This window comes from Micromonospora sp. WMMD1102 (assembly GCF_029626265.1).
In the GTDB taxonomy this organism is placed as follows: domain Bacteria; phylum Actinomycetota; class Actinomycetes; order Mycobacteriales; family Micromonosporaceae; genus Plantactinospora.
Genome location: NZ_JARUBN010000001.1, coordinates 246431 through 269584, shown reverse-complemented (window position 1 = coordinate 269584; position 23154 = coordinate 246431). Strand labels below are relative to the sequence as shown.

Annotated in this window: 22 protein-coding genes and 1 riboswitch; of the genes, 11 read left to right on the top strand and 11 right to left on the bottom strand. The window is 70.9% G+C overall.

Features of this window, described 5'->3' with window-relative positions; all coding sequences use genetic code 11:
* The first annotated feature begins 71 nt into the window (after positions 1 to 71).
* A complete protein-coding gene (locus O7626_RS01440; RefSeq protein WP_278066524.1) occupies positions 72 to 344 on the top strand; it encodes a hypothetical protein in 273 nt (90 codons plus the stop codon).
* Between the two features lie 36 nt (positions 345 to 380).
* Here O7626_RS01440 and O7626_RS01435 read toward each other — a convergent pair whose 3' ends face one another.
* Both O7626_RS01435 and O7626_RS01430 read right to left on the bottom strand, forming a co-directional pair.
* Positions 381 to 809, bottom strand: a complete 429-nt coding sequence (locus tag O7626_RS01435) for a VOC family protein (protein WP_278058480.1) — start codon at positions 807 to 809, stop codon at positions 381 to 383.
* A 77-nt stretch (positions 810 to 886) separates the two neighbouring features.
* Entirely contained in the window at positions 887 to 1708 is an 822-nt protein-coding gene (locus tag O7626_RS01430; protein WP_278058478.1) for an SAM-dependent methyltransferase, read from the bottom strand.
* Positions 1709 to 1978: 270 nt separating this feature from the next.
* Positions 1979 to 2061: riboswitch (S-adenosyl-L-homocysteine riboswitch) on the top strand.
* Positions 2062 to 2076: 15 nt separating this feature from the next.
* Between O7626_RS01430 and metH the strand changes: the two genes are divergently transcribed.
* The 4 genes from metH (at position 2077) to O7626_RS01410 (ending at position 7729) form a co-directional block, all read left to right on the top strand.
* Complete coding sequence (metH, locus tag O7626_RS01425; protein ID WP_278058476.1) at positions 2077 to 5724, top strand: methionine synthase; 3648 nt, start codon at positions 2077 to 2079, stop codon at positions 5722 to 5724.
* Between the two features lie 139 nt (positions 5725 to 5863).
* Positions 5864 to 6466: a hypothetical protein gene (locus O7626_RS01420; protein ID WP_278058474.1), complete on the top strand. Its 603-nt coding sequence runs from the start codon at positions 5864 to 5866 to the stop codon at positions 6464 to 6466.
* 148 nt (positions 6467 to 6614) lie between these two features.
* Complete coding sequence (locus O7626_RS01415) at positions 6615 to 7178, top strand: TIGR03086 family metal-binding protein (RefSeq protein ID WP_347404846.1); 564 nt, start codon at positions 6615 to 6617, stop codon at positions 7176 to 7178.
* 62 nt (positions 7179 to 7240) lie between these two features.
* Positions 7241 to 7729, top strand: coding sequence for a type II toxin-antitoxin system PemK/MazF family toxin (locus O7626_RS01410; protein WP_278058472.1), 489 nt, complete (start codon positions 7241 to 7243; stop codon positions 7727 to 7729).
* 115 nt (positions 7730 to 7844) lie between these two features.
* Here the strand turns inward: O7626_RS01410 and O7626_RS01405 are convergent, their stop codons facing one another.
* The 6 genes from O7626_RS01405 to O7626_RS01380 all read right to left on the bottom strand — a co-directional run bounded on the left by O7626_RS01405 (position 7845) and on the right by O7626_RS01380 (position 14434).
* On the bottom strand, positions 7845 to 9599 hold the full coding sequence (locus O7626_RS01405; RefSeq protein ID WP_278058470.1) for an ABC transporter substrate-binding protein: 1755 nt from the start codon (positions 9597 to 9599) through the stop codon (positions 7845 to 7847).
* Positions 9600 to 9666: 67 nt separating this feature from the next.
* Entirely contained in the window at positions 9667 to 10665 is a 999-nt protein-coding gene (locus tag O7626_RS01400) for an ABC transporter permease (RefSeq protein WP_278058468.1), read from the bottom strand.
* 16 nt (positions 10666 to 10681) lie between these two features.
* Positions 10682 to 11710 (bottom strand): ABC transporter permease, encoded by a 1029-nt coding sequence (locus tag O7626_RS01395; RefSeq protein ID WP_278058466.1) that lies wholly within the window; start codon positions 11708 to 11710, stop codon positions 10682 to 10684.
* Positions 11707 to 12786: a dipeptide ABC transporter ATP-binding protein gene (locus O7626_RS01390; RefSeq protein ID WP_278058464.1), complete on the bottom strand. Its 1080-nt coding sequence runs from the start codon at positions 12784 to 12786 to the stop codon at positions 11707 to 11709. The genes O7626_RS01395 and O7626_RS01390 overlap by 4 nt, the downstream gene beginning before the upstream one ends.
* Positions 12783 to 13805, bottom strand: a complete 1023-nt coding sequence (locus O7626_RS01385) for an ABC transporter ATP-binding protein (protein WP_278066014.1) — start codon at positions 13803 to 13805, stop codon at positions 12783 to 12785. Before O7626_RS01385 ends, O7626_RS01390 begins: the two co-directional genes overlap by 4 nt.
* A 260-nt stretch (positions 13806 to 14065) precedes the next feature.
* On the bottom strand, positions 14066 to 14434 hold the full coding sequence (locus tag O7626_RS01380) for a hypothetical protein (RefSeq protein ID WP_278058462.1): 369 nt from the start codon (positions 14432 to 14434) through the stop codon (positions 14066 to 14068).
* Positions 14435 to 14670: 236 nt separating this feature from the next.
* On the opposite strand from O7626_RS01380, the gene O7626_RS01375 reads away from it, so the two are divergent.
* Positions 14671 to 15438 carry an XRE family transcriptional regulator gene (locus O7626_RS01375; protein ID WP_278058461.1) on the top strand — a complete coding sequence of 256 codons (768 nt, stop codon included), beginning with the start codon at positions 14671 to 14673 and terminating at the stop codon, positions 15436 to 15438.
* 57 nt (positions 15439 to 15495) lie between these two features.
* On the opposite strand, the gene O7626_RS01370 is transcribed toward O7626_RS01375, so the two are convergent.
* The 3 genes from O7626_RS01370 to O7626_RS01360 form a co-directional block, all read right to left on the bottom strand.
* The gene (locus O7626_RS01370) at positions 15496 to 16497 is read right to left on the bottom strand and encodes a hypothetical protein (protein ID WP_278058459.1); all 1002 of its coding nucleotides are present in this window, start codon (positions 16495 to 16497) and stop codon (positions 15496 to 15498) included.
* A 557-nt stretch (positions 16498 to 17054) separates the two neighbouring features.
* Positions 17055 to 17297 carry a type II toxin-antitoxin system RelE/ParE family toxin gene (locus O7626_RS01365; RefSeq protein ID WP_278058457.1) on the bottom strand — a complete coding sequence of 81 codons (243 nt, stop codon included), beginning with the start codon at positions 17295 to 17297 and terminating at the stop codon, positions 17055 to 17057.
* On the bottom strand, positions 17294 to 17593 hold the full coding sequence (locus O7626_RS01360; protein ID WP_278058455.1) for a type II toxin-antitoxin system Phd/YefM family antitoxin: 300 nt from the start codon (positions 17591 to 17593) through the stop codon (positions 17294 to 17296). The genes O7626_RS01365 and O7626_RS01360 overlap by 4 nt, the downstream gene beginning before the upstream one ends.
* 121 nt (positions 17594 to 17714) lie before the next feature.
* On the opposite strand from O7626_RS01360, the gene O7626_RS01355 reads away from it, so the two are divergent.
* The 5 genes from O7626_RS01355 (at position 17715) to O7626_RS01335 (ending at position 23149) form a co-directional block, all read left to right on the top strand.
* Positions 17715 to 18269 (top strand): Uma2 family endonuclease, encoded by a 555-nt coding sequence (locus O7626_RS01355; RefSeq protein WP_278058453.1) that lies wholly within the window; start codon positions 17715 to 17717, stop codon positions 18267 to 18269.
* Positions 18270 to 18364: 95 nt separating this feature from the next.
* A complete protein-coding gene (locus O7626_RS01350; RefSeq protein ID WP_278058451.1) occupies positions 18365 to 19801 on the top strand; it encodes a TldD/PmbA family protein in 1437 nt (478 codons plus the stop codon).
* The gene (locus O7626_RS01345; RefSeq protein WP_278058449.1) at positions 19798 to 21204 is read left to right on the top strand and encodes a metallopeptidase TldD-related protein; all 1407 of its coding nucleotides are present in this window, start codon (positions 19798 to 19800) and stop codon (positions 21202 to 21204) included. The genes O7626_RS01350 and O7626_RS01345 overlap by 4 nt, the downstream gene beginning before the upstream one ends.
* A gap of 117 nt (positions 21205 to 21321) precedes the next feature.
* Positions 21322 to 22092: a hypothetical protein gene (locus O7626_RS01340; RefSeq protein WP_278058421.1), complete on the top strand. Its 771-nt coding sequence runs from the start codon at positions 21322 to 21324 to the stop codon at positions 22090 to 22092.
* 235 nt (positions 22093 to 22327) lie between these two features.
* Positions 22328 to 23149, top strand: coding sequence for a hypothetical protein (locus O7626_RS01335; RefSeq protein ID WP_278058419.1), 822 nt, complete (start codon positions 22328 to 22330; stop codon positions 23147 to 23149).
* Positions 23150 to 23154 lie beyond the last annotated feature (5 nt).

Below are 23154 nucleotides of genomic sequence, written 5' to 3'. Positions count from 1 at the left end.
CGGGCAGCTAGCCTCACGTCTCCGCGACGTATGTTCCCGACCCTGGTACGCCCACCACGATGCCGCTTGCCGTGAGCGCATCCACGGCGCGGGCGACGGTGCGGCGCGCTGACCCGTACTCGGCGGCCAGGGCGTCAGGTCCGGTATATACGACGGTGATCGGCCGGGAGGAGCTGCCGATGCGCGTACCGGTCAACATCGATGCGTGGCGATGGCCCCTGCGGACCGACGGGCCTGTCGAGTGCGGCGAATGCCGCGAGGTGCTGTTGGTCGAGCGGTTCACCGCACTGTCCGAACTGGCCGAGGCGGTCGAGTGCCACACGGCGAGGTGCCAGCGGGCCTGAAACGACGAAACCTCGGCCCCGGCCGCTGGCGGTCGATCAGCCCGCGTTGGACCAGGCCCGGGTGCAGAGTACGAGCCGGTAACCGTCCGGGTCTTCGAACGTCACACCCCAACGGTCCCAGTACGGCCCCTGGGAGACCCGCTGGCCGCCGGCCGCTTCGAGGCGGGCGACCAGGGCGTCGTCGACCGGCCCGGCCAGGTAGAGCACCAGCAGCTCCTCCTCGGTCGGCCCGGGTCGTACCGCGAGATCCGGCCCGCTGACGATCTCCAGGTGCCAGCTCGCCTCCGGCCAGCCCAGCATCAGCAGGTCGTGCTCACCGGGACCGGCACCCTTGGCCCGGTAGAGCACCGCCAGGCCGAGCCCGGCGACGTAGAAGCGTTCGACGGCGGCAGGGTCGCGGCTGGGCCGGGCTATCCGGAGGTGGGCCCCGGCGTCGACCGGTCGGGGCTCGGGATCGATCGACAATGTGACCTCCTCGTCGGTTCAGGACGATCCTGGTGGTTGAACCGAGCTTGAGGTCAAGCGGGTGGGCGCCGAATCCGTCAGGGCTTCCGGGCCACCCCGCCGACGATGGTGTGGTAGGTGTCGGGATGCTGGTATTCCTCGTCGCCGTCCGGACGCCAGTCGGCCAGTGGGACCAGACCGGGCGGTAGCAGCTCCAGGTCGCCGAAGTAGGCCGAGATCTCCTGATGGGTACGCCACCGGCCGGTGCCGAGAGTCTCGTTGAAGACCTTCTCCACCCCGAGGGCCCGTCGGGAGACCTCGGGGTTGGCGTCGCCCGGGTTGTGGAAGTGCGAGATCGCCAGGTAGCTGCCGGACGGCAGGGCGGCGGTGAGCCGGCGGGCGATCGCGCCGGGGTCGTCGTCGTCGTGCAGATGGTGCAGGACCGCCAGGAGCAGCAGCCCGACCGGCCGGTCGAAATCGATCATCCGCCTGACCTCGGGATGTTCGAGGATCTTTTCCGGCTCCCGGAGGTCACCCTCGGCGACCGTCGTGGTCTGGGCGTCCGCGAGCAGGGCCCGCCCGTGCGCGAGCGCCATCGGGTCGTTGTCGACGTAGACCACCCGGGCGGCCGGGTCCACCTTGTGGGCGATCTCGTGCACGTTGCCCTGGGTCGGCAGCCCGGAGCCGAGGTCGAGGAACTGCCGGATGCCGGCTTCCGCAGCCAGGTACCGGACCGACCGGCGTAGGAAGGCCCGGCAGGCCCGGCCCACCTCCGCACCGTCCGGCGTGACTTTCAGCGCCATCTCGGCCGCCCGCCGGTCGACCGCGAAGTTGTCCTTGCCGCCCAGGTAGTAGTCGTAGACCCGGGCGATGCTGGGCCGGGTGATGTCGACGCCCGGCGGAGCCTTCTCACTCGTCAAGACCTTGATCCCTCCGTACGCGCAGAGCTGGTCACGGTTGCGCGGGAACGGCGGGGGCCGATCCCGGGCTGGAGGACCGGCGGCGGTGCCGGGCAGCGTCACCGGACGTGTGCGCACTGAGGGTAGATGAGACCGTCTCGTCCCGTCGATCCCATGCCGCATGTCGTCGTCGATATCGTCGATCCGGACAGCGGTCGCCGCCGACATGGCCCATCCCACAGTCCGCGACGATTTCCGCCCCATCGGGACCTTTCCGGTACTCTCGATCCTCGGGCCGAGAGGCGCTGCAACGGGCGAAGCCGCCCGCCACGCTCGACCCGAGTTTCGATCTTCCGCAAGGGCGCCTCCGTTCAACGACGGAGGTGGTCATGGGTACGGCTTCGACCGGTGCCCAGACGCGGGCGGCGCGCACCAGGGCGCTGCGGGAGCTGCTCGCCGAGCGGATCGTGGTGCTGGACGGTGCCTGGGGCACCATGCTCCAGGGCGCCGGCCTCACTCCCGCCGACTACCGGGGCGAGCTGCTCGCCGACCACCCGCAGGACGTGGCCGGCGACCCGGACCTGCTCAACCTGACCCGGCCGGACGTCATCCTCGACGTACACCGGCGCTACCTGGCGGCCGGCGCGGACATCACCTCGACGAACACCTTCACCGCGACGAGCATCGCGCAGGCCGACTACGGCCTCCAGTCGCTGGTCCCGGAGATGAACCTGCGCGGCGCCCAGCTCGCCCGGCAGGCCGCCGACGAGGCGGGCGGCAAGTTCGTCGCCGGCTCGGTCGGGCCGCTGAACGTGACCCTGTCGCTCTCCCCCCGGGTGGACGACCCGGCGTTCCGGACGGTCTCCTTCGACACGGTCCGCGAGTCGTACGCGGAGCAGATCCGGGCGCTCGCCGAGGGCGGCGTCGACATCCTGCTGATCGAGACGATCTTCGACACGCTGAACGCGAAGGCCGCGATCGCCGCCGCCCGGGAGGTCGCGCCCGACCTGCCGTTGTGGATCTCGGTGACCATCGTCGACCTGAGCGGCCGGACACTGTCCGGGCAGACCGTCGAGGCGTTCTGGAGTTCGGTCGCGCACGCCGAGCCGCTGGCGGTCGGGGTGAACTGCTCGCTCGGCGCCACCGAGATGCGCCCGCACGTCGCCGAGCTGGCCCGGCTCGCCGACACCTTCGTCGCCTGCCATCCGAACGCCGGGCTGCCGAACGCGTTCGGCGGCTACGACCAGCAGCCGGAGGAGACCGGCGGGCTGCTCCGCGAGTTCGCCGAGGCAGGGATGGTCAACATCGTCGGCGGCTGCTGCGGCACCGGACCGGAACACATCGCCCGGGTCGCCGAGGCGGTCGCCGGCCGCCCGCCCCGGCCGGTGCCGGCGGTGCCCGGCGCCACCCGGTTCAGCGGCCTGGAGCCGTTCGCCATCGGCGCCGACACCGGCTTCGTGATGATCGGCGAGCGGACCAACGTCACCGGCTCGGCCCGGTTCCGCCGGCTGGTCGAGGCCGACGACTACCAGGCCGCCGTCGACGTGGCGCTGGAGCAGGTACGCGGCGGCGCCAACATCCTCGACGTGAACATGGACGCCGACCTGCTCGACAGCGAGCGGGCGATGACCACCTTCCTGAACCTGATCGCCACCGAGCCCGAGGTGGCCCGCATCCCGATCATGATCGACAGCTCGCGGTGGAGCGTGCTGGAGGCCGGGCTCAAGTGCGTACAGGGCAAGGGGATCGTCAACTCGATCAGCCTCAAGGAGGGCGAGGAGGCGTTCCTGGAGCAGGCGCGGCGGATCCGCGACTACGGCGCCGGCGTGGTGGTGATGGCCTTCGACGAGATCGGCCAGGCGGAGACCACCGAACGGAAGGTCTCCATCTGCGGCCGGGCGTACGACCTGCTCACCCAGCAGGCCGGGTTCGCGCCCACCGACATCGTCTTCGACCCGAACGTACTCGCGGTGGCGACCGGGATCAGCGAGCACAACGGGTACGCCAAGGCGTTCATCGACGCGCTCCCGCTGATCAAGGAGCGCTGCCCGGGAGCCCGGACCAGCGGCGGCATCTCCAACCTGTCGTTCTCGTTCCGCGGCAACGACGTGGTACGCGAGGCCATGCACTCGGCGTTCCTGCTCCACGCCGTACGGGCCGGGCTGGACATGGGCATCGTCAACGCCGGTCAGCTCGCCGTCTACCAGGACATCCCCGCCGACCTGCTGGAACTCGTCGAGGACGTGCTCTTCGACCGGCGGGACGACGCCACCGACCGGCTTGTCGCGTTCGCCGGTACGGTCAGCGGTTCCGGCACCCGGCGCACCGTCGACCTCGGCTGGCGGGAGGGGCCGGTCGCCGAGCGCCTCTCCTACGCGCTGGTGCACGGCATCGTCGACTTCATCGAGGCCGACACCGAGGAGGCGCGCAAGCAGGCCGACCGCCCGCTCGACGTGATCGAGGGGCCGCTGATGGACGGCATGAAGGTGGTCGGCGACCTCTTCGGTTCCGGCAAGATGTTCCTGCCCCAGGTGGTCAAGAGCGCCCGGGTGATGAAGCGCTCGGTCGCCTACCTGGAGCCGTACATGGAGGCGGAGAAGGAGCAGGCCCGCGCCGAGGGGCGGCTCGACGGCAACCGCGGCCAGGGCAAGGTGGTGCTGGCCACGGTGAAGGGCGACGTGCACGACATCGGCAAGAACATCGTCGGCGTGGTGCTCGGCTGCAACAACTACGACGTCGTCGACCTCGGCGTGATGGTGCCGGCGGCGAAGATCCTGGACACCGCGATCGCCGAGGACGCCGACGCGATCGGGCTCTCCGGGCTGATCACCCCGTCGCTGGACGAGATGGTCTCGGTCGCCACCGAGATGCGGCGGCGCGGGATGGACCTGCCGCTGCTGATCGGCGGGGCCACCACATCCCGGCAGCACACTGCGGTGCGGATCGCCCCGGCGTACGACGGCAGCACCGTGCACGTGCTCGACGCGTCCCGGGTGGTCGGGGTCGTCTCCGACCTGCTGAACCCGCAGCGCGCCGCCGATTTGGACGTCCGCAACCGCGCGGAGCAGCAGCGGCTGCGCGAGCAGCACGAGGGGCGGGACCGGGTCCCGCTGCTCACCCTCGAAAAGGCCCGGGCCAACCGGGAGGATGTCGACTTCGCCGAGTTGCCGGTGCCGGCCTTCACCGGGGTACGCGTGGTCCGCCCCGAGCTGACCGAACTGCGCGAGATGATCGACTGGCAGTTCCTCTTCCTCGCCTGGGAGCTGAAGGGGAAGTTCCCGGCCATCCTCGACCAGCCGGTGGCCCGGGAACTCTACGACGACGCGAACACCCTGCTCGACCAGATCATCGCGGACGGCTCGCTCCAGGCCGTCGGGTCGTACGCCTTCTGGCCGGCACACGCCGACGGCGACGACATCGTGCTGACCGGCGGGACCGGCACACGCTTCCCGATGCTGCGCCAGCAGACCGCCAAACCGGCCGGGCGGCCGAACCGCTGCCTCGCCGACTACGTCGCCCCGGCCGACGACCACCTCGGCGGCTTCGCGGTGACGATCCACGGTGCCGAGGAGCTGGCCGCCTCCTTCGAGGCCGGGCACGACGACTACCGGGCGATCATGGTGAAGGCGCTGGCCGACCGGCTCGCCGAGGCGTTCGCCGAACACCTGCACCTGCGGGCCCGGCGCGACTGGTACGAGCCGGACGCCGACCCGGCGATCGAGGACCTGCACGCCGAACGGTTCCGGGGCATCCGTCCCGCCCTCGGCTATCCGGCCAGCCCCGACCACAGCCTCAAGCGGGAGCTGTTCGAGCTGCTCGGCGCCGAGGCGCTCGGCATCGGCCTGACCGAGTCGTACGCGATGACCCCGGCCGCCAGCGTCAGCGGCCTGCTCTTCGCACACCCGTCGTCGCGGTACTTCACCGTCGGCCGACTCGGTCGCGACCAGGTCGAGGAGTACGCGGTCCGGCGCGGACTGCCGCTCGCCGAGGTCGAACGCTGGCTCCGGCCCAACCTCGGCTACGAGCCGGGGCAGTGAACGGCGTCGCCCGGCCGGTCATCGCGGCGCCCGGCCGGGCGACGTCCAGCGTTGGACCGACTGTTCAGCCATCCGTCTCCGTCGATTCCTCGTTCGACTCACTACCCTGGTCGGTAGGGGCTGACGGGAGGAGACGCGCGTGGAACTGCGAGGCCCGCTCTCCTGGCGGATCGGCGTCCGCAGGTTCGACCACCTGGTCGACTGTGCGTTGTGGATCCGGGCGGGCGAGCGGATAGAGGTGCCGGCGCACCGGCTGGTACCCGGCCCGCTGGACCTCGACGAGCCTCCGGACCCGAGCCGGCCGCTCGGCTTCGTGCCCGGTGCGGAGTGGCTCGGCTGGTGGCTCTCCCTGGTGGATCCGGCGGGGCAGCGACCGCGCCCGCGCACCGACCTGGAACCCGCCGACGACACCCCGGACCCGCTCGGCCTGGCGCCGTGGCCGGCCCTGCGCCAGGTGGTCGCGGAACGCTGGCCGCAGGCGCGGGACTGGCACACCGCCCGGCAGCGCGACTGGTTCGCCCGGGTCGGCCCCGGCAACACGGCCACGAACGAGGCGGTACGCCAGGTCGAGCGGTCGCTGGGCCGCACGGTACGCCCGTTCAGCGTCGAGATCGTGCTGCTGCCGGTACGCGACGAGGTGATCCGCCGGGTGGACCAGCACCGCTACCTGGTCCCGGAACGGGTGCACGACAGTCCACGATGGTCGGTCTGGCTGCGTAGCCTGGTGCTGCGGATCGGCTGAGGAGGCGCTGCGGATCGGCTGAGGGCGAGGATTGTCGGCGCCGCCGGGTAGCCTGCCGATCCGGACGCCCCGGCAGTCGGTTGGGCGCGTCCGGGAGCCTGGAGGGAGTCGCAGATGATCGACCTCGATCCTGCCGCGCAGGAGGTGAATCAGGCTGGTCGGCGGGGTGACCGACGAGCAGCTGACGCACCGGACGCCGAGCACCGACGTCTCGGTGGCGGCCCTGCTCGACCACCTGCTCGGCCTGTCCCTCGCGTTCACCTGGGCCGCCCGGAAGTCCGGCGGGGACGGCCCCGGCAGTTCCGCGCCGCCGCCGCCGGCCAGCGCCGACAACCTCGACCCGCAGTGGCGGACGTTGCTGCCCCGGCGGCTGGGTGAGCTGGTCGAGGCGTGGCGGCAGCCGGATGCCTGGACCGGGAAGACGACGGCCGGCGGGGTGACGTTGCCGGCCGAGGTGATGGGCGTGGTCGCGCTCGACGAGCTGGTGCTGCACGGCTGGGACCTGGCCAGGGCGACCCGGCAGCCGTTCCACTGCGACCCGGCCAGCACCGAGGCGGTGCTGGCGTTCACCGCCGAGTCGGCCAAGCCCGAGCAGGCCGCCGGCCGGGAGGGGCTGTTCGGCCCGGTGGTGCCGGTGCCGGCGGACGCACCGCCGCTGGACCGGGCGCTGGGCTTCGCCGGCCGCGACCCCGGCTGGACGGCACCGTCCTGAGCACGACCGGGCTGCCCGTGGCCGCAGGGTGCGCGGCGGTCGCCGGGGAGTAGGGTTCCGCCGTGGCGAATCTCTGGAAGGGCGTGACCGCGACCGTCAACCGGATTGCCCGGCGCACCCCCACGGGCAGTGCCGGGGCCATTCCGGCCCAGCCCGCACGGCGCCGGCAGGTCTCCGCGTTGCAGCGCCGGGCGCTGAGCTACGCCCCCGAGCTGGACGGGCAGGCCGACCCGGGCGAGATCGTCTGGACCTGGGTGCCGTACGAGGACGATCCGCGTCAGGGCAAGGACCGGCCGGTACTCGTCGTCGGGCGGGTCAGCCGGACCCTGTTCGGGCTGATGCTCTCCAGCCAGAGCGATCGGGACGGCCAGCGGCACTGGCTGGCGCTCGGCCCCGGCGAGTGGGACCGGGACAACCGGCCGAGCTGGATCCGGCTCGACCGGGTCCTCACCATGCGCGAGGACAGCATCCGCCGGGAGGGCGCGGTGCTCGACCGGGCCCGCTTCGACCGGGTCGGCCGGGCGCTGCGCACCGGGTACGGCTGGCGCTGACCGGCGCGCCGGACTCATGACGGTCCGGTGGCGCCGAACTCGCGACGCTCCGATGGCGCCGGGGTCCCCTCCGGTGCGGACCGAACCGACCGGAGAGGACCCCGCACGGACCCGGCTAAGGCTTGATGTGGCTGTTGTAGAAGACCGGGGTGCCGAACTGCTCCGAGACGATCAACCCGCCGACCTTCGCGCCGGTGACCAGGAAGGTGTTGTCCTGGTAGATCGGCACGACCGGGACGTACTTCTCCATGATCATCTGATCGATCTTGGCCCACTCCGGACCCGCCTCGCCGGCCGGTAGGTTGCTCACCCGGTCGATCTCGGCGTTCACGTCGTCGGCGTTGAAGTACGACACGTTGGAGTTGCCCTGCGGCCCGAGCTTGCGGCCGTCCCAGAGCACCGGGATCGTCGAGACCGCGCTCGGCCAGTCCGCCGCCCAGTTCGACAGGTAGATGTCGTACGGGTTGCCCCGGGTCCGGGCGGTCGGGTTGTGGTCCTCGACGTACTGCACTGTCACGTCGAAGCCGGCCCGCTCCAGGCTCTGCTCCACGATCGGCGCGGTCTGCTGCCCGAAGGCGGTGGCCCGGGACATGAAGACCAGCTTCGGCTTCTGCCCGCCGAGCAGCTCCTTGGCCTTCTCCGGGTTGCCGGTCGGCCCGCCGTCGTACGGGTTCGGGTACTCCGTCCGGCCGATCGTGGTGTCGGCCAGCAGGGTGTGGGTCAGCTTGCCGGCCGCGTCGCCGCCCTGGGTGGCGAGGATGCCCTGCCTGTCGATGGCGTACGCGATGGCCTGGCGGACCTTGACGTCCTTGATCCGGTCGTTGTTGATGCTCAGGTACCAGACCGACGGAGCGGTCTTGCGCACCACCCGCTCACCGAGCGAGGAGTCCCCGAGCACCTGGTTGACCAGGGCCTGCGGGACCTCGTCCCAGGCCACCGCGAACTGGTCGGCACCCTGGCCGGCCAGCGCCCGCTCGGTGGCGGCGGTGTCGTTGGGGCCGATCTCGACCTCGATGGCGTCCGGGTAGGCGTGCCGTAGCGGGTCCGTCTTCGGGTCCCAGTTCGGGTTGCGCTCCAGCACGAACCGGGTGTCCTTGACGTACTCCTTGATTTTGTATGGTCCGGACGAGACCACCCGCCGGTCGTACTCGGTCCGGGTGTCCTTGGCCCTCGGCACCGGCACCGAGGTCGGCAGCGAGAGCGCGTACGGCAGGTCGCAGTGCGGCTTGGCGAACTCGAAGGTCAGGGTACGGTCGCCGCGCACGTTAAGCCCCGGCACGGCCTCGACACCCGAGGTGTACGGCCCCTTGTAGTTCGCGTTGTATGTCGGGCTGTCCGCCAGCCACTCCTGGATGTACGTCGGCCCGCCGTCGATGCTCTCCTCGTAGGAGCGGGCGATCCCGTAGGACACGTCGGCCGCCGTGATCGGCGTACCGTCCTCGAACTTCACCCCCTCCTTGAGGGTGTACTCCCAGGTCTTGCAGTCTTTGTTGACGTCCTTGCCGGCATCGGTGGCGAGGTCGCCGACGAGCAGCACGTTCCCCTTGCCGTCCTCCTTGAAGACGGTGAGCGTGCGTAGGAACATCTGCTGGATCGACATGCCCTGGAACGTGTACGTGCGCTGCGGATCGAGGTGCTCGAAGTCGGCCTCCTGGATCAGCTTCAGCGTGCCGCCGGGCTTCGCACCGGGCACCTCGGCAGCCGGCCCCTGGGAGTCCTTCGGGTCGGTCGCGATCGAGCTGCTGAACTGCTTGCCGCCGCCGTCGTCGGAGTCACCGTTCTCCCCGGTGTTCTCCGAGCAGGCGGCCAGCGCACTGGCCGCGATCATGAGCGCGGCGCTCGTCGCGGCCACCGCGAGCCTGGGTCGCATTATGAATTCCTCCTGGTCTCGTTGACGATGGGACAACGGTTGGTGCTGCGCGGAAGCCGTTCGCCGGTCATCCGAGCCGGACCCGTGGGTCGACCACCGCGTACAGCACGTCGACCAGGACGTTGGCGGCGACCACGAAGACGGCGGCGAGCAGTACGGTCGCCATCACGATCGGCATGTCCAGGTTGAGTGCCGCGTTCAGCGCCGTCCGGCCGAGCCCGGTGAACCCGAAGACCGTCTCGGTGATCACCGTGCCGCCGAGGTAGGCGCCGAGGTCCAGCCCGGCGATGGTGATGATCGGGGTGATCGCGGCGCGCAGCGCGTGCCGACCGTACACGGTGATTTTGGACAGTCCCTTGGCCCGCGCGGTCCGGACGAAGTCCTCGGAAAGGGTCTCCAGCATCTGCGCCCGGGACAGCCGGGCGTAGGTCGCCGAGTTGAGGAAGCCGAGCGCGAACCAGGGCAGCAGCATCGCGCTCGCCCAGGCCACCGGGTTCTCGGTCAGCGGGGTGTAGCGGGGATAGCCGAGCAGTCCGGTCTCGTAGACCAGGCCGATCAGCAGCAGCGGTCCGAAGAGCAGGATCGGCATCGAGGCCCCGACCAGCGAGGTGCCGACCGCGAGCTTGTCGAAGGCGCTCCCCCGGCGCAGCGCCGAGACCATCCCGATCGAGATGCCGAGCAGCAGCCAGACGACTGCCGCGCCGAAGACGATGCTCAGGGTCACCGGCAGGGTACGCCCGACGATCCCGGTCACCGGCTCGTCGTTGCGGAACGAGAAGCCGAGACAGGGGGCGGGACAGTCCCGGGCCGTCTCACCGGCGCCGATCGTACGGCCGGCGAAGATGCCCCGCATGAACTCGGCGTACTGCACCGGGATCGGCTTGTCCAACCCCATCCGGCGCTCGATCATCTCGATCCGCTCCGGACTGCACACGTTCTTGCTGTCCCCGCACATCAACTCGGCCGGGTTGTTGGGCACCGCGAAGAACATCCCGAAGGTGACCACGCTGACCGCGAGCAGGGTGCTCAGCGCCAGCAGTACCTTCTTGACCACGAACCGCAGCACGGACGACGCCTCCCGACTACCTGCTCGACTTCGGGTCGAGCGCGTCGCGCAGCGAGTCGCCGAAGAGGTTGAACGCCAGCACCAGCAGGAACAGCGTGGTTCCGCCCACGATCGTGAAGCTCGGTACGTCCCGGATGTAGCGCACGCTGTCGTTGATCAGCCGGCCCAGGTCGGGGGTCGGCTCCAGCACCCCGATGCCGAGAAAGGACAGCGCCGCCTCCGCCGTGATCAGCGCGGGTACGTTCAGCGAGAAGGTCACCAGGATCGGCGCCCAGAGGTTCGGCAGCAGTTGGCGGAACAGGATGTGCCCGAGTCCCGCCCCGGAGGCGCGGGCCGCCTCGACGAACTCCCGCTCGCGCAGTGAGAGCACCTGTCCCCGGACCAGCCGGGCGGAGATCGTCCAGTTGAAGAGTACGAAGATCAGCACCAGTAGGGCCGGCCGGAACCAGGAGGCCACCTCGTCGCGCGGGCCGTAGAACTGGTTCACCGCCAGCGGCACGAAGGCGAAGCAGAAGATGTAGAACGGGAAGGCGAGGGCCAGGTCGATCACCCAGGTGATCACGGCGTCCACCCAGCCGCCGACGTACCCGGCGACGATGCCGATCACCACGCCGAGCGCGATCGTCAGTACGGCGGCGGTGAAGGCGATCATCAGCGAGGTACGCAGCCCGTAGACCACCTGGATGAAGATGTCCCGGCCGATCCCCGGCTGGATGCCGAACCAGTGCTCGCCGGAGACCCCGGCGTAGCCGAGCGGGAAGCCGTTGCGGTCCAGCCGCTCCGGGAAACGCTCCTGCGGGCCCTTGCCGTAGAGCCGGGCCACCAGCGGGGCAGCCGCCGCCAGCAGGACGAAGAAGACGAGTACGGCACCGCTGACCAGGGCGACCCTGTCCCGGCGCAACCGCCGCCAGGCGAGCTGCCCCGGCGACCGCCCGACGAACCCGTCCGAGCCGGGATCGGGTACGGCAGGGGCGTCCGGGTCCGGCACGTCCGGCACGTCCGCGATGATCGCCCCGGCCTGCGCCGTCACCTGCTGCTCGCTCATGGCAGGTCACCCTCCTCCGGGAAGTGGCAGGCGACCGCCCCGGTGCCGGCCGTGCTGCCGACGCCACTGCTGCTGCCGGCGGCGCTGCCGGCGCCGTCCGGGTATTCGGCGAGCGGCGGCTCCTCGGTCGCGCAGATCTCCCGCGCCTTCCAGCAGCGGGTCCGGAACCGGCAGCCGGACGGCGGGTCCAACGGCGTCGGCACGTCCCCGGCCAGCCGGATCCGCCCCGCCGGCCCCAGCTTCGTGACATCCGGTACGGCCGAGAGCAGCGCCCGGGTGTACGGATGGCGCGGCCGCTCGTAGATCTCCGACCGCTCCCCGATCTCCACGATCTTCCCCAGGTACATCACCGCGATCCGCTGGCAGAAGTGCCGGACCACCGCCAGGTCGTGCGCGATGAAGACGAAGGCGAGCCCCAACTCCCGTTGCAGGTCGCGAAGCAGGTTCACCACCTGCGCCTGGATCGAGACGTCCAACGCGGAGACCGGCTCGTCGGCGACGATCAGCTTCGGCCGCAACGCCAGCGCACGGGCGATCCCGATCCGCTGCCGCTGCCCGCCGGAGAACTCGTGCGGATAACGGTTGTAGTGCTCCGGGTTCAACCCGACCAGTTCGAGCAGTTCCCGGACCCGCTGCTTCACCCCGCCTGGCGGGACGATCCCGTTCACCTGCAACGGCATCGCCACGATCCGCCCCACGGTGTGCCGGGGGTTCAGCGACGCGTACGGATCCTGGAAGATGATCTGAAGGTCCTGGCGGAGCGGGCGCAGCTCGCCCCGGGAGGCGTGCGTGATGTCCCGCCCCTCGAAGACGATCCGGCCGGCGGTCGGCTCAAGGAGACGCACCAGCAGCCGGCCGGTGGTGGTCTTGCCGCAGCCGGACTCGCCGACCAGGCCGAGGGTCTGGCCGGCCCGTACCTCGAAGTCCAGCCCGTCGACCGCGCGGACCAGGCCGTGCCGACGCAGCCCGGAGCGGACCGGGAAGTGCTTGGTCAGCCCGCTCACCGCCAGCAGCGGCTCACCCGCGCCGCCGCCGTCCGGCTGCCTGGCCTCCGCCGCCCGCTGCTGCACGATCATCTCGCCACCCCCACCTGGGCGATCTCCTCGGCGTAGTACCGCCGCCGGTCGACCTCGGCCAGGTGGCAGGCGACCAGGTGACCGGCCTCGGCCACCGGCAGCAGCTCCGGCACCTCGGTCGACGCCCGCCCCTCGGTGCGGTCGGCGAAGCGGCAGCGGGGGTGGAAAGCGCAGCCGGGCGGCAGGTTGATCAGGCTCGGCGGGTTGCCCCGGATCGGCACCAGGTCCGCGTCCGCGTCACCGTGCAACGACGGCACGCTGGAGAGCAACCCCCAGGTGTACGGGTGCTGCGGCCGGCGCAACACCTGCTCGACGCTGCCGTGCTCGACGGCCCGCCCGGCGTACATCACGAGTACGTCGTCGGCGACCTGGCTGACCACCCCGAGGTCATGCGTGATCAGCACGATCGCCGAGTTGAACTCGGCCTGGAGGTCGGCGAGCAGGTCGAGGATCTGCGCCTGCACCGTCACGTCGAGCGCGGTGGTCGGCTCGTCGGCGACCAGCAGGTCCGGGTCGTTGACCAGCGCCATCGCGATCATCACACGCTGGCGCATCCCGCCGGAGAACTCGTGCGGGTACTGCTCCGCCCGGCGGGCCGGCTGCGGGATGCCGACCCGATCGAGCATCTCGACCGCGCGCTGCCGGGCCGCCCGCCGCCCCGCCCGGGGATGGTGCACCCGGTACGCCTCGGCGATCTGCCGCCCGACCGGATAGTACGGATGCAGGGACGAGAGCGGATCCTGGAAGACCATCGCCATGTCCCGGCCGCGCAGTCTGCGGCACTCGGCGTCGGGCAGCCCGACGACGTTCCGCCCACCGACCAGGATCTCGCCACTGATCTCCGTACGCCTCGGGTCGTGCAGGCCGAGCACGGCGAGGCTCGTCACGCTCTTGCCGGAGCCGGACTCGCCGACGATGCCGAGGGTGCGCCCGCGCTCGACGGCGAAGGAGAGCCCGTCGACGGCGCGGACCACGCCGTCCTCGGTACGGAACCGCACCCGCAGATCCCGCACCCGCAGGTACGCCTCGTCGGTCCCGGTCCCGGTCCCGTCCGTCGAGGGCTCAGGTGACGCTGCCGATTCCGGTGCTTCCACCAGCGCCCCTCCTCTTCCTGCCCGGCCAGCCGTTCCGCCGCCCGCCCGGCCGGTCCGCGTCGACGCAGCCGACCTCGGGGAGCGTGGAGGTAACCTACAGCAGAGTTCAGAGGGTGAAAATAACCTACAGGTGCCGATCTTTCCGGCTCGCCGCGCTCCCCCGGCCGGTGGACCGGCGTACCGCCCTATTCAAATCGCTCCGGTCCGTCCCTGTCGACCCCGCCGGTCGCCTCGGCACCGTCGGCGTCCGGCACGACCGGGCCAGCGACCCGGCGCAGCACGTCGAGCCGGACCATCAGTTCGATGCAGGGCGGGTGCGGCTCCACCGACGCCCACGAGCAGGTCGGATGGTCGTGCCCGGTGACCCACACCCAGAGATGACCGAGATCCTCCCGCGTCACCCCGGCATGGACCTTGGCCACCGTCATGTCGCAGTACGCGGTGCAGGGCAGGTCGTGGATGTGGTACCAGTCCCCGGATCGGAGCCGGAGCAGGGTTCCCGCCGGCAGCTCGGGGATCTCCGGCGCGGGGATGTGCGGAAGCTTCGCGCTCACCGCTTCGGCCCCGGCACCGTACCCACCGGCGACCGTCCCACCGGAAGTCACGCACCCGCCGCTGCCGCAACCAGATCCACCCACTCGTCCTCGTCAACATCGCAGCTCCTCACGTCTAGACCAGATCGCTTCGCCACAGCATGTCGTCAGGCGAGCACGCCACGCGGCGACAGAGGCGGCGGCGAAGTGTCGGCATTGGGGCGACATTCCGGCGACATAGGCGCTACCGTGTCGTCATGAGCGCGCCGAACACTGCCCTTCGGGCGGTCCGCCTGGGGATGCGGATGAGCCAGGACGACTTCGCCCGCGCTATCCAGGACGCCGGCCGCCGGGCCGGTCAGCCGAACGACGCCAACAAGCGGCTCGTACAGCGATGGGAGTCGGGCGTCATCGGCACTCCCCGCCCCGTCTACGCGCGCGCCCTTGAGGTGGTGACCGGGTTACCCATAGAGTCGCTGGGTTTCGCCGACGCTGCGTATGCCAGCGTCTCGCCTGACGGTCAGGGCGGACACGATCTCGTACCGCCGACCAGTGCTCCGGTAACTCCTGCCGGCGCAGCGGCAGCGCAGATCAGCCCGCACCGCAACTACTCGGGCATCTGGCTCAGCCGGTACGAGTACTTCTCCAGCGGCCGGGACGAGGCGTTCGTCGGCCGACACTACGTGGTCATGTTGCAGCACGGCGACCGGCTGACGGTACGCAGCCTGCCGAACACCGCGGCAGGTTCGCTCAGCATCGACCTGAGCATCGACGGCAACGTCGTCACCGGCACCTGGACCGAGCAGACCGACCCGAGCGGCTACTACCGTGGCGGCCGGTACCACGGGGCGATCCAACTGCTGGTCGACCCGACCGGTCGACGGATGACCGGCAAGTGGGTCGGCTTCGGCAAGGACATGGACGTCAACACCGGTCCGTGGGCGATGGTCTTCCAGGACGCCTCGACCGACAAGGCCACGATGGACCGTTACAACCGGACACCGGACCTAAGCCCCAACGCCTGACCAGGCCCGCAATCGCGGGAGTGTCAAGTTAACGGCTGATCTTGGTTGTTGAGGTGGTCAGTTGTTGGCCGGGGTGAGCCGGCCCTCGAAGGCGATCTCCGGGCTGTAACCCATCCGCGCCCGCGTGTAATCAGTGTTCGTACACCCGTCATCACTCGCATACGCCCACCGGTTCTGCCGCACCGACCACTCCGGATCGATGAACACCGGAAACACCTCCGGCCCACCCGACAACATCCCCGCATCCGGCGTCAGCACCAGATCACCATCAGCCGTCACCGCCGTACCCACCGGCGCCGACTGCGCCCCACCAGCCGGACCCTCGGCCGTCGACTCCCCCACCGCAGCCGAACCACGCCCCGCAGGTGGTGCCTGACCGGCCGAGTTCCACATCACCGCAGGCTCCGCAGACGCCACCACCCGAGCATCCACCTGGGCCCTCAACGACCCATCCGGCAAACCCACCGCCCGAACATCACCGCCCAGATCAAAACGGATCTGCCGCACCGCCGGACTCGCCGCCGCCTGCGGCGTCTTCACCACCAACAGATGCGAAAACCCCGTCCGAATCGCCCGCACCGTCAAATCCACACCCGGCAACACCTCGGCATAGACGGCAGTGTCACCCGACACCGAAGGCGCCGGCAGAGACGCGGGCCAACCCACGGTGAACGTGCGCCCCTCCCGGGTCAGCGACACCAACGGACCACTGCCACCGCTGGAGAACACCACGTCCGCGACCGAGACCGCCGGCCGCAACCGACCATCCCCACCCCGGGAAAGACGCAGATCCACATCCGCCCACGTACCGTCCGCCCGACGCGCCCACAACGGCACCACCCCGGACTCGAACGTCAAACCCCCACCCGGCTGCGCCACCACCCGCCCGAACTCCGACCGCGACGACCCCACCACCACCGGCCCATCACACACCTGCGCAGCCGCCACCGCCTGCCCCTCCGACGCAGCCTCCCCCACACAGCCCACCCGCGCCGACACCGGCCGCTCACCAGCCACAACAGGCACCAGAGCGGCACCGACAACCACCACGACCGCCACCGCGAGCCGAGCCCGCCACCCATCACGCACCCACCAAGGACGCGGCAACGTCCACACACGACCGACAACCACCGACAACCCCCCGTGGTCAAGACGTGACAGCGCGCAGACTCTATAGACCCTGGAGATCAGCTGTAAAGAGTGGTTACAACTGGTGACCACAAACCGGGCAACACCAACCCAGCCGCCACACCCCGGCACCCACCGTCAATCCAAGAAACGATCCGGGATGCTCGCGACTCGCAACCAAACCGGCAATTGAGGCGGGTCGAACAGCTCAAGGCGAGTTGCTGCGCGTCGAGACACCGTGATCGAGACGCCGCGACCGGAGGACCATGATTGCGGCGGTGTTCGAGCACGGTATGCCGTACGGCGCGCCCCGTCGGGGACCACCACCGGTGGGCGTCAGCGAGCCGACCGGAAACGGCTCGGCGCCGGCAGGGCACAGGGCCGAGCCTTCAGGGTCAAGGCCACCACCGCCGTCGTACGACCGCCCGATCGGCGACCCTTGACCGTCAAGCCCGTTGCGGTCGGACAAGGCGTGGGACCAGGGTGGTTCATGAGTAGACGTCCTTGCGGTGCCCGACGGCGTGGATGGTCAACTCGTCGCCGTCGAGGCGGTAGAGGACCCGGTAGTCCCCGACGCGCAATCGACGCCCGGATCCGTCGCGCATCTCGGTCGAGTTCTGTGGGACAGGGTCGGAGACCAGGCCGAGGATCGCGCTCAGGACGGTCAGGAAGACGTTCCGGGGCTGCCTGTGCAGCCAGACCAGCACGTCCCGGTCGATCTGGACCTTCACGCCGCCTCGCCGCCGGCCCGGTCGGCCAGCAGCGCCTCCACCTCGCGTGGATCGACCCCGAGCGACTCCAGCGCCGCTGACAGCGGCACGAACTGCCCCTCGGCGCGGGAACGGGCGATCACCGCAGCGTCCCGACGGTCTCGGAACGCCTCGATCTCTTCCCACTCGTCGATGCCGACCAGGACGGCCACGGGCCGTTCGTACTTGGTGATGATGACTGGCTCGCCGGTGCGCTCGACTCCGTCCAGCACTCGACCCGCGCCATCGCGGAACTCCCGCAGCGTGATCCTCGTCATGCACCGCACTGTACCACGCGGTACCATCTCGCCGCCGCCGACGAAGCCACTGGGTGTGCGGCAGACTGGAGCCGTACCGGAGGCGGACCAGCGAGATCACGACGACGGACCGGAGGGGACCATGACCGCAGCGGTGTTCGAGCACGGCGGGCCGTGGACCGAAGCGGAGTACCTCGCCCTGGGCGAGACCCGGGATCGCGTCGAACTCTTCGACGGGAGCCTCCACGTGACACCTGCCCCCACCCCGCGCCACCAGCACATCTGGCGTCAGCTCGGCAACGCGCTGGAACCCGGCGCCGAGGCCGTCGGGCTGCACGTGCTGGAGGCGGTGAACGTCCGGTTGCGATCGGGCCGGATCCCGATCCCGGACCTGGTGGTCGTCGGCGAGATCGATTTCGATGATCCGGTCGTCGACGGTACGGCGGTCCGGCTGGTCTGCGAGATCATCTCGCCCGGCAACGCGGCCACCGACAAGGTGCTGAAGATGCACTACTACGCCACCGCCCGGATCCCCTGGTATCTGCTCGTCGAACAGGAGACCGGCACCCTGCGGCTGCACCGTCTCGACGGCTCCCATTACGTCGAGCACGCGGTGGCCGAGCCGGGTGACTCGCTGCGGCTCGCCGAGCCGGTTGTGGCGGAAATCCGACCGGCGGAGTTACTCCCCGGGCGCTGACACCCGCTCCTCGCATAGGGTCGTCCCATGATCCGCCGTCCGGCCGAACCGGACGGTGGCTCACCACGACGGGCGAGCACGACGAGGAGATGCCGATGGCCGAGTTCGACGTGGCGACGGCGGCGGTGCGGGCCGCCCTCGACGCGGGAGCCCGGTACGCCGACGCGCGGGTGATGCACCAGCGGTACGAGTCGATGTCCGCGCGCAACGGCGAGATCGAGTCCGTCACCCAGGTCGAGAGTGCCGGGATCGGGGTACGCGCACTCGTTGGCTCGGGCTGGGGCTTCTACGCCGTACCCGATCTGGCCGAGTCGGCGGCTCGGGCGGCGGGTGAGCGGGCCGCGCGGATCGCCGCCGCGAGTGGCCGGGTCCCCGGTCCCGGCAGCAACCTGCTGGCGGCGCCGGCCAGCACGGGGTCGTGGGCCTCGCCGTGCGCGGTCGACCCGCTCGCGGTGCCGCTGTCGGACAAGGGCGACCTGCTGGTACGCGCCACCGGCACGTCCCGGGAACACGGCGCCGACCTGGCCGAGGGGCTCTACCAGATCTGGGACACCCGCAAGTGGTTCGTCTCCAGCGAGGGGCACCGGATCGACCAGCACATCCGGGAGTCCGGGGCCGGGATCTCGGCGACGGTGATCGGCGACGGCGAGACCCAGCGTCGCTCCTACCCCAGCTACCGGGGGCAGTACGGCACCCAGGGCTGGGAGCTTGTCGACTCGCTCGACCTTGCCGCGCACGCCGCCCGGATCGCCGAGGAGGCCCGGGAACTCGTCACCGCGCCGCTCTGCCCGGCCGGCGAGACCACCCTGATCCTCGGCGGCGAGCAGATGGCGTTGCAGATCCACGAGTCGGTCGGGCACGCCATCGAGCTCGACCGGATCCTCGGCTGGGAGGCGGCGTTCGCCGGTACCTCCTGGCTCGACCTGGACCAGCTCGGCGCGCTGCGGTACGGCTCCGAGCTGATGAACGTCACGATCGACCCGACGATCCCCGGCGCGCTCGGCAGCTTCGGCTTCGACGACGAGGGGACCCCGGCGGCCAAGCGGGACGCGGTCCGGGAGGGCCGCTGGGTCGGCACGCTCGCCGGGCGGGACTCGGCGGCCATCGCCGGCCTCGACTACGCCGGCAGTGTCCGGTCCGACGGCTGGGCCCGGCTGCCGATGGTGCGGATGACGAACGTCGGGCTGGAACCGGGACCGCACACCCTGGACGAGATAATCGCGGCCACCGACGACGGTGTGCTGATGGACCTCAACCGCTCCTGGTCGATCGACGACAAGCGGCTCAACTTCCAGTTCGGCTGCGAGGTCGGCTGGGAGGTCAAGAACGGTCGGCGGGGCCGGATGCTGCGCAACCCGACATACACCGGGATCGGACCGCAGTTCTGGCGGTCGATGGACATGCTCTCCTCGGAGACGGTCGCCTGGGGCACCCCGAACTGCGGCAAGGGGCAGCCGGGCCAGGTCGGGCACACCGGCCATCCCGCCGCACCCGCCCGGTTCACGAACGTCCGGATCGGAGTACGCGGATGACATCCCCACTGGACCTCGCCGGCCGGGTCGTCGAGCTGGTCCGCCAGGTGGCCGGGCCGGGCGCCGAGGCGGAGGTCGGTGTCGAGCACGCCGAACTGGCGCTGACCCGGTTCGCCAACTCCTTCATCCACCAGAACCTGGCCGACGTCGCCACCACTGTGCGACTGCGGCTGCACCTGGACGGGCGTACCGCCACCGCCGTGTCCACGGTGGTCGGTGACGAGGGCGTACGCGGCCTGGTCGAACGTACCGTCGCGGCGGTCCGGCACTGCCCGCCCGACCCGGGCTGGCCGGGGCTGGTCCCGCCGGGTGCGGTGGACGGCAGCGGCAACTGGGACGAGGCGACCGCGACCGCCGGGCCGGAGCAGCGGGCCGAGCGGGTACGCGACTTCGTCGACGCGGTCGGCGGGCTGGAGGCGGCCGGCTACTGCCGTACCGGGCGGCGGGAGGGGGCGTTCGCCAACACGGCCGGGCACTCGGCCACCGGGCGGCACACCGAGGCGATGATGGACGGGATCGCCCGGTGCGGCGGTGCCGACGGGGTGGCCCGGGTGGGCTCGGTCCGCCTCGCCGACCTGCACGGCGGCGTACTCGGGGCACGGGCGTCGGTGAAGGCGCGGGCCGGAGTCGCCCCGGTCGAACTTCCCCCGGGGCGCTACGAGGTGGTGCTGGAGCCGAGCGCCGTCGTCGACTTGTTGCAGAACCTCGCGATGTACGGCTTCAACGGCAAGGCGTACAACGAGCAGCGCTCGTTCGCGGTGCCCGGTGCGGAACAGTTCGACCGGTCGGTGACCCTGCTGGACGACGCGCTGGCCAGCCCGGCCCTGCCGTTCGACGCCGAGGGCACCGGCCGGACCCCGGTCGCGCTTGTCGAGCAGGGCGTCACCCGGACGGTCTCGCACGACCGGCGTACCGCCGCCGAGGCGGGCAGCGGCTCGACCGGGCACGCCGTGCCGGGCGGCGCCGCCATGGGCGCCATCCCGCTGCACCTCGGGCTCGTGCCGGCCCCGACGACGGAGGGCGCGGCCACCCCGGGCGAGGTCTCCGGACCGGCCGAGGTCTCCGGGCCGGTGGTGGACACTGACACCGCCGCGCTTGTCACACAGGTCCGGCGCGGGCTGCTGGTCACCGACTTCTGGTACACCCGGGTCCTCGAGCCGAAGAGCCTGGTCGTCACCGGGCTCACCCGCAACGGGGTGTGGCTGGTCGAGGACGGTGAGGTGACCGCCGCGGTGCAGAACTTCCGGTTCACCCAGTCCTACCCGCAGGCGCTCGCCCCCGGAGCCGTACTCGGGATCGGCCGGTACGCCTCGTTGCAGTCGCAGACCTTCAGCAACGCGTGGTGGTCGGCACCGCCGCTTCGGCTCGCCTCCTGGAACTTCACCGGCGGCGCCTCCGGCTGACCGGCACGCCCAACCGAAGGCCGGCACGCCTAACCGAGGACCGGCACGCCCAACCCAAGGCCGGCACGGTGCCCCGCCGGGGATGCCCGGATCGCGTTCCGGTGCTTCACTGGGTGCGTGACGGACGAGTCGAGCACCCACGCCGCCGACGAGCCGGGCAGCGCCGCCCGGACGGCCGACGTACCCGCGGACGCGCCGGCCGGCTCCGACCGACCGGCCGGGCAGCAGAGCCGGCCCGACCCGGCCGGGCAGCGTGCCGTGCCGGACCCCGCCGGGCAGCGTGCCGTGCCGGACCCCGCCGCCCGGCGGCGGCGCCGGCTGACGATCGCCGGAATCGCCGGCGCGGCCGTCCTGGTGTTACTGGTCTGCGGCTGCCTCGGTGCGTTCGCCGCCGGGCTGGGCCGGTTCGCCCGGGAGGCCGACCGGGACCGGACGGCGCAGACCCGCGCCGACTCCGCCTGCCGCGACCTGGAGCGGCGGCTCAACCGGTTGACTCCGCCGGGCGCCACCGGCAGCCCTGGTGAGCGGGCGGCGGCGATCCGGGACGAGAACGCCGCCGTACGACCGTTCCTGTCCGAAGTCGAGCGGCTACGCGGCTGGTGGGGCGGCGACCGTGAGGACGACCAGGACGACGGTGACCCGGACTACGGTGACCCGGACGACGACTCCGGCGACCGCGGGCGGCCCGGACGCGGCGAGTCCTGGCAGCGCCTGGTCGACGCCCGGACCAGTTACGCCGACGCGCTCGACCGGCAGGTCACGCACGGCGATCCGGCGTTCTTCCTGGCTCCGCGCGACGCCGCCGGCCGACCGCTGGTGGACCGCCTGCAACGCGGGCCGCAGGAGTGCGCGGCAGCCGCCCGCAGACTTGCCGCACCGGATCTGTAGCCACGCCTGTCGAGTGAAGTTCTGCACAACCCCGTCCGGATCCGGCAGCAGGACTTTCGTAATCGGCGGGAAACCCGCGAGACTCCCTTGCGCATGTGCCTGTCAACGTGCGGCGTAACGTGTGCACCGACGCGGACGCAGGTAGCGCGGCTACGGGTCCTCCCCTGTCCCGCGCGCCCCGCCGGAACACCATCCGTGCCCGTCGAAGCGACCGGGCCCCGTCAGGGAGACATAGATGACTACGAGGACGGCCCCACCTCCGGCCGGACTGCCGGGGAGCGTGCGCCAGCGCGCGGCCATCGCGGCAAAAACCCTGCGTACCGACCGCTGGTGGTTCGCACCGCTGATCACCGTGATCGGGCTCGGCGCCTGGGTCACGTACGCGACGGTGCGGGTGTTCATGCACGACTTCTACTGGGTGGCGGACTACCACTACCTGACACCGTTCTATTCGCCGTGCGTGACGGAGGCCTGCATTCCCGAGGCGGCCCACTTCGGCCGGGTACTGCCCGGCTGGTGGATCATCCCGGACGCGGCGCTGACCCTGCCGTTCCTGCTGCTGTTCCGGCTCACCTGCTACTACTACCGCAAGGCGTACTACCGGTCGTTCTGGCTTTCGCCGCCGGCCTGCGCGGTGCCGGACGGGCACAAGACCTACACCGGCGAGACCCGTTTCCCGCTGCTCGGGCAGAACCTGCACCGGTACACCTTCTACGCCGCCGTGGTCATCTCGCTGATCAACAGCTGGGACGCGGTCCTCGCCTTCCACAGCCCCAAGGGCTTCGGCTTCGGTCTCGGCAACCTGATCCTGCTCGGCAACGTGGTGATGCTCTGGGCGTACACGCTCTCCTGCCACTCCTGCCGGCACATCGCGGGCGGCCGGTTGAAGCACTTCTCCCAGCACCCGGTCCGGTACCGGTTCTGGACGTTCGTCTCCAAGCTCAACGTCCGGCACATGCAGCTCGCCTGGATCACGCTGGGCACCCTGGCGTTCACCGACTTCTACGTCATGGCGCTCTCCGCCAACTGGTTCGACGACCTGCGGTTCATCAACTAAAGGGC

Bases quoted from the DNA above. Each gene is read 5' to 3' on its own strand.
- metH (WP_278058476.1), top strand. From the start codon at position 2,077: ATGGGTACGGCTTCGACCGGTGCCCAGACGCGGGCGGCGCGCACCAGG.
- O7626_RS01405 (WP_278058470.1), bottom strand. From the start codon at position 9,599: ATGCGACCCAGGCTCGCGGTGGCCGCGACGAGCGCCGCGCTCATGATC.
- O7626_RS01395 (WP_278058466.1), bottom strand. From the start codon at position 11,710: ATGAGCGAGCAGCAGGTGACGGCGCAGGCCGGGGCGATCATCGCGGAC.
- O7626_RS01390 (WP_278058464.1), bottom strand. From the start codon at position 12,786: ATGATCGTGCAGCAGCGGGCGGCGGAGGCCAGGCAGCCGGACGGCGGC.
- O7626_RS01375 (WP_278058461.1), top strand. From the start codon at position 14,671: ATGAGCGCGCCGAACACTGCCCTTCGGGCGGTCCGCCTGGGGATGCGG.
- O7626_RS01360 (WP_278058455.1), bottom strand. From the start codon at position 17,593: ATGACGAGGATCACGCTGCGGGAGTTCCGCGATGGCGCGGGTCGAGTG.
- O7626_RS01355 (WP_278058453.1), top strand. From the start codon at position 17,715: ATGACCGCAGCGGTGTTCGAGCACGGCGGGCCGTGGACCGAAGCGGAG.
- O7626_RS01350 (WP_278058451.1), top strand. From the start codon at position 18,365: ATGGCCGAGTTCGACGTGGCGACGGCGGCGGTGCGGGCCGCCCTCGAC.
- O7626_RS01345 (WP_278058449.1), top strand. From the start codon at position 19,798: ATGACATCCCCACTGGACCTCGCCGGCCGGGTCGTCGAGCTGGTCCGC.
- O7626_RS01335 (WP_278058419.1), top strand. From the start codon at position 22,328: ATGACTACGAGGACGGCCCCACCTCCGGCCGGACTGCCGGGGAGCGTG.